Source organism: Mesorhizobium sp. M1E.F.Ca.ET.041.01.1.1 (genome assembly GCF_003997355.1).
Taxonomy (GTDB): domain Bacteria; phylum Pseudomonadota; class Alphaproteobacteria; order Rhizobiales; family Rhizobiaceae; genus Mesorhizobium.
In genome coordinates this window covers 1-5,107 of the sequence record NZ_RZSL01000452.1, presented here as the reverse complement: position 1 = coordinate 5,107, position 5,107 = coordinate 1, and the positions used below count along the sequence as shown (strand labels likewise).

5 protein-coding genes and 1 pseudogene are annotated in these 5,107 nt (G+C 63.5%); 2 read left to right on the top strand and 4 right to left on the bottom strand.

The window, feature by feature from the left end; genetic code table 11:
- The 4 genes and pseudogenes from EOA38_RS27500 to EOA38_RS27485 form a co-directional block, all read right to left on the bottom strand.
- Positions 1-275, bottom strand: a pseudogene (locus EOA38_RS27500) (dehydrogenase); the annotation flags it as partial.
- A gap of 8 nt (positions 276-283) precedes the next feature.
- On the bottom strand, positions 284-1,000 hold the full coding sequence (locus EOA38_RS27495) for a FadR/GntR family transcriptional regulator (protein ID WP_126091863.1): 717 nt from the start codon (positions 998-1,000) through the stop codon (positions 284-286).
- 2 nt (positions 1,001-1,002) lie between these two features.
- Positions 1,003-2,172: a mandelate racemase/muconate lactonizing enzyme family protein gene (locus tag EOA38_RS27490; protein ID WP_126091864.1), complete on the bottom strand. Its 1,170-nt coding sequence runs from the start codon at positions 2,170-2,172 to the stop codon at positions 1,003-1,005.
- A 53-nt stretch (positions 2,173-2,225) separates the two neighbouring features.
- Positions 2,226-3,113, bottom strand: coding sequence for a sugar phosphate isomerase/epimerase (locus tag EOA38_RS27485; RefSeq protein ID WP_126091865.1), 888 nt, complete (start codon positions 3,111-3,113; stop codon positions 2,226-2,228).
- A gap of 400 nt (positions 3,114-3,513) precedes the next feature.
- On the opposite strand from EOA38_RS27485, the gene EOA38_RS27480 reads away from it, so the two are divergent.
- Positions 3,514-4,569: a sugar phosphate isomerase/epimerase gene (locus tag EOA38_RS27480; protein WP_126091866.1), complete on the top strand. Its 1,056-nt coding sequence runs from the start codon at positions 3,514-3,516 to the stop codon at positions 4,567-4,569.
- A gap of 152 nt (positions 4,570-4,721) precedes the next feature.
- Positions 4,722-5,107: Gfo/Idh/MocA family oxidoreductase (locus EOA38_RS27475; RefSeq protein ID WP_145966088.1), on the top strand; the 386-nt coding region annotated here is incomplete at its 3' end.

Genomic DNA, 5,107 nt, shown 5'->3' with positions numbered 1-5,107 from the left:
GCCGGCACGTTCGCCACCAGCACGCCGGCAGCGGTGGCGGCCTCGACCGGGATCATGTCTAGCCCCGCGCCATGGCGGATCGCGGCGCGCAAATTGTCTGCGCCATCGAACAGCTCCGGCGGCAGCGGCGCGCGCACGATGACGATGTCGGCGTCGCGGGCCTCGGCGACCAGGGTCTTGGCATCGAGGGCGGAAGCGATTGCCAGCTTGCCTGCCCCCGCCAGCATGGCCGTGGCGCGCGGGTGCAGTGGATGCGTCGACAGGATTTTCGGCATCGTCAGGTTCAGGCCTTTTCGAGCGCCATGTTTTTCGGCTCCGTCAAGCGACCTTCGATGATCCCCTTCCAGTAGCTCTCGGCCCCTTGCAGGTGCGCGCTCATCAGCGCCTGGGCGAGATTGCCGTCGCGGCGCAGCAACGCCTCGTAGATCTGGATGTGCTCGGCATGCGAACGCACGCTGCGCTCGGGGTCGTTGAAATAGATCGGCAGGCGCTGCTCGCCCATCAGGTAATAGACGCTGCAGATGTTGTGGAAGACGCCGTTCTTGGTCGCCCGCACGATCTCGAGATGGAACTCGCGGTCTTCCTTGGCGAGGCCTTCGCCGGCGGCGATGCGCTCTTCGGAAGCCTTCAGGATCTCGCGCAGCCGCTCGAAATTTTCCTCGGTGGCGCGCGAGCAGGCAAGCTCGGCCGCCTTGATCTCATGGATCTTGCGCAGCTCGACGGTCTCGTAGATCTGCACCGGATCGAGCGGCAGGCCCGCGCGGGCGAAAAGCGCTAACGCTTCTACGCTTGCCTGCTTGGTGTCGATGTAGATGCCTGATTTGGCGCGGCGCTCGACGATGCGCATGGCTTCCAAAATCGCCAGCGCTTCGCGGATCTGGCCACGGCTGACGCCGAAATGCTCCGCCAGTTCGCGCTCCGACGGCGTGCGGCCCGACTCCTTGTCCGAGTTGGAGAACAGATAGGCGGCGAGTTCCGCGAGGAGGTTCTTCTCTTTCATCGTCAAATGCGTTGCGCGTGCGCCTCCAGGAACCGCTCCGAAATGGTGAAACCCAGTCCGGGCTTTTCAGGGATCGCTATCATACCGTCTTTCGCTTCGACAGTCTCTTCGACGAGATCATGGATCATCGGATTGGCGCCAAGCGAATATTCGACGATGAAGCTGGCGGGCGAAGCCGCGCAGACATGCAGCCCGGCAAAGAAGCAGGGCGCCCCGGCCCAAAGATGCGGCGCAAAGCGCAGGTTGAAGGCGCTGGCGATGGTGCCGATCTTCATCGCCTCGCTGATGCCGCCGCAGAAGGCGGGGTCCGGCTGGAAGATATCGGCCGATTTCAGCAAGGCAAGATCGCGGAAGGCGAAGCGCGTCGCCTCGCTCTCGCCAGTGGCGATCGGGGTCGAACCCGAGGCGCGCACCTCGGCCATGCCGGGCTTGTCGTCGGCGATCACCGGCTCTTCGAACCAGGCGAGGTCGAGGTCGGCGGTGAGGCTGATGAAGCGCTTCGCCTCGGCGACGGTATAGGTGCCGTGCGCGTCGACCATCAGCTCGATATCCGGACCGACCGCTTCCCTCGCGGCGCGCACGCGCGCGGCCGAAATATGCGGCGCGCCGTCCATGGCGCCGATGCGCATCTTCAGCGCTTTGAAGCCGCCCTTGGCGATGTAGGATTTGAGCTGGTCGCCGATCGCATCGGCGCCGGCCCAGCCTCCCGACGCATAGGCCTGCATGCGCTCGACCTTGCGACCGCCGAGGAGCCGCCAGACCGGCTGCCCCAGCGACTTGCCGAGGATGTCCCAGAGCGCGATGTCGACAGCGCTGATCGCCGCCACGCTCATGCCGCGCCGCGCCAGCTGCGGCATGGCGTGGCCGGCATGGGCGGCCGTGTTGTGACGCACGCCGTTGTAAAGCATTTCCCAGATGATGCCGATGTCGGCCGGGTCGCGGCCGATGAGCTGCGGCGCGATCTCGTGGTTCAGCATGTGGACCAGCGCGCCATAGCTGCCGGCGCTGCCGGCGGCGTTCTTGCCTTCGCCCCAGCCGACCAGGCCGTCATCGGTCTCGATGCGCAAAATGGCGGCATCGAACGTCGTGACCTGACCGAAGTCGCTGCGATGCTGCTTTGCGACTTCGATCGGTACGCGAACCCACCAGGCCTGGACGTCTCTGATACGCATCTTCATCCCCGGCCCCGCCGCCCGGTCGGGCGGAAGGGCATCAATCGGACCGGCTACTTGATCAGCGGCAGCAGCGTTTCGGCCGTGATACGCATCTGGTCGGTGTAGAATTTCTCGGTGAGCAGGCTGGAGCCGTGGTCCTGGATGAATTTGAGCTGCTCGGGCGAGATATCGACAGGGTTGCGCTCCACCATTTCCGGATAGGGCGCGGCCGGTGTGCGGTCGACCGGCGCGACGAACTCATTGGTCAGCGCGCCGTCATAGCCGATCTCCTTCAGCGTGCCGACGATCTTCGGCCAGTCGATCTGGCCGAGGCCCGCGGCGAAGCGGTTGTTGTCGGCGACATGGAAATCGAACAGGCGCTTTCCGACCTGGCGGATAGCGTCATAGACGTTAAATTCCTCCATGTGGATGTGATAGGCGTCGAGGCACACGCCGCATTCCGGGCTGACCGCGTCGGCGAGCGCGAGCGCCTGGGCGCCACGGTTGAAGAGATAGGTCTCGAAGCGGTTGAGCGGCTCGATAGCGATCCTGACGCCGACCTTCTTGGCATGGGCGAAGCATTCGCGCGTGGCGTCCACCACCCAGCCCCACTCTTCCGCCTCGGTGCCGTCCGGCACCACCTTGCCGACGGTGGCGGGAACCAGCGTGATGATCTCGCCGTCGAGCTCGCTCACCATGGTCAGCACGTCCTTGACATATTGCACCGAGCGCTCGCGCTGGCCTTGGTTCTTGGCGGCGAGGTTGCGTTCGCCCAGCATCAGCGTCACCGAGCCCCAGCAGCGGATGCCGTGCTCCTTCAACAGCGCACGCGTTTCCTTGATCTTGTATTGAGCGGGCTCGCCGGAAATTTCGATCGACTCATAGCCGAGTTTCTTGATCCGCTTGAGCGTCACCTCCAGCGGCTCCGCCCGCATCCAGTTGTGCGTCGAAAGATGCATGATCTATCCTTCCCAGAATTCGCCTGTCACGTTTGCCCACGACGTCTCCCAAGGAGCGCGCCGCACGATTCCTCCCCAGGGCGTTCCAGCGATTTTTCTCGAAACTGGTTCTACCAATTGGGTCTAACAGGACCTCTACAGCAAATTCGCATGAACGGCAAGAAGACCGCGAACAGGGCCTCGACCTTCGCGTAATTTGTTGATTTAAATGGATTTAGCCTATCTTCTGCAATCGCTCTTGCTGCTCTTCCGCTGTTTCCGGCCGCTTGACCAAATTTCCGGATTTGGTAATACCAGAATGGCACCATGCTTCGGTGCCGATACCGAACGACCAAACAGGCTAGCCCTCACTCCAATCGGCGCTATGCTTGGTCCGTGAAAAACGAGAGGGAGGATGCCGATGCCGACGACGATGAAGGGTCCCGGCCTGTTTCTGGCGCAGTTCGCGGGCGATGCCGCACCGTTCAATTCGCTGGCCTCGATCACCAAATGGGCGGCCGGCCTGGGCTACAAGGGCGTGCAGATCCCAACCTGGGACGGCCGCTTGTTCGATCTGAAGATGGCGGCGTCGTCGAAAACCTATTGCGACGAGGTGAAGGGCATCTGCGCGGATGCAGGCGTCGAGATCACCGAATTGTCGACGCATCTGCAGGGTCAGCTCGTCGCGGTGCACCCGGCCTATGACGCGCAGTTCGACGGCTTCGCGCCGGCCGAGGTGCACAACAATCCGAAGGCGCGTCAGAAATGGGCGGTCGAGCAGATGGAGTTCGGCGCCAAGGCGTCGAAGAATCTGGCCTTGAAGGCCTCGGTGAGCTTCAGCGGCGCGCTTGCCTTTCCCTACCTTTATCCGTGGCCGCAGCGGCCACCAGGCCTGATCGAAGAAGCCTTCGCCGAACTCGGCAAGCGCTGGAAGCCGATCCTCGACGTGTATGACGAGAACGGCGTCGATGTCGGCTACGAGATTCACCCGGGCGAGGATGTGTTCGACGGCGCGACCTTCGAAATGTTCCTCGACGCGGTCGGCGGCCACAAGCGCTGCAACATCAACTACGACCCGTCGCATTTCTTGCTGCAGCAGCTCGATTATCTCGAATTCATCGACATCTACCACGAGCGGATCAAGGCATTTCATGTCAAGGACGCCGAGTTCAACCCGACGGGACGGCAGGGCGTCTATTCCGGCTATCAGGGCTGGGTGAACCGGGCAGGACGTTTCCGTTCGCTCGGCGACGGGCAGGTGGATTTCAGTGGCATCTTCTCCAAGCTCACCCAGTACAATTACGATTCCTGGGCGGTGCTGGAATGGGAATGCTGCCTCAAGCATCCGGAAGACGGTGCGGCCGAAGGCGCGCCCTTCATCCAGCATCACATCATCCGGGTCACGGAGAGGGCTTTCGACGATTTCGCCGGCGGCACCAGCGACAAGAAGCTGCTGCGCGCGATGATGGGGATTTAGCACCGCTTTCCCTCCCCCTCGAGGGGAGGGTGGCCCGAAGGGCCGGGTGGGGTCGGTTCATGCCGAGCTCCACGCCGGGCGACCCCACCCGATCCGCTGCGCGGATCGACCTCCCCTCAAGGGGAGGAAACCAACAATGGAGGGACAAAAGCATGGTCGGCGCATCGAAGTCGGAAACGGGAGGCGGCCCGATCCGCTACGGCATGGTCGGCGGCGGGCAGGGCGCCTTCATCGGCGCGGTGCACCGGATCGCGGCGCGCATGGACAATGACTTCGTGCTGGTGGCCGGCGCGCTGTCGTCGAATCCGGAACGGGCAAAGGCTTCGGCCGAAGAACTCGGGCTCGATCCGTCGCGCAGCTACGGCTCCTACGCCGAGATGGCCAAGGCCGAGGCCAAGCGGCCGGACGGCATCGAAGCGGTGGCGATCGTCACGCCCAACAACGTGCATGTGCCGGCGGCCAAGGCCTTTCTCGAGGCAGGCATCCACGTCATCTGCGACAAGCCGCTGGCGACTTCGCTCGCCGAAGCGAAGAAGCT

Coding starts and splice junctions, on each gene's coding strand:
- EOA38_RS27495 (WP_126091863.1), bottom strand. CDS start 1,000: ATGAAAGAGAAGAACCTCCTCGCGGAACTCGCCGCCTATCTGTTCTCC.
- EOA38_RS27490 (WP_126091864.1), bottom strand. CDS start 2,172: ATGCGTATCAGAGACGTCCAGGCCTGGTGGGTTCGCGTACCGATCGAA.
- EOA38_RS27485 (WP_126091865.1), bottom strand. CDS start 3,113: ATGCATCTTTCGACGCACAACTGGATGCGGGCGGAGCCGCTGGAGGTG.
- EOA38_RS27480 (WP_126091866.1), top strand. CDS start 3,514: ATGCCGACGACGATGAAGGGTCCCGGCCTGTTTCTGGCGCAGTTCGCG.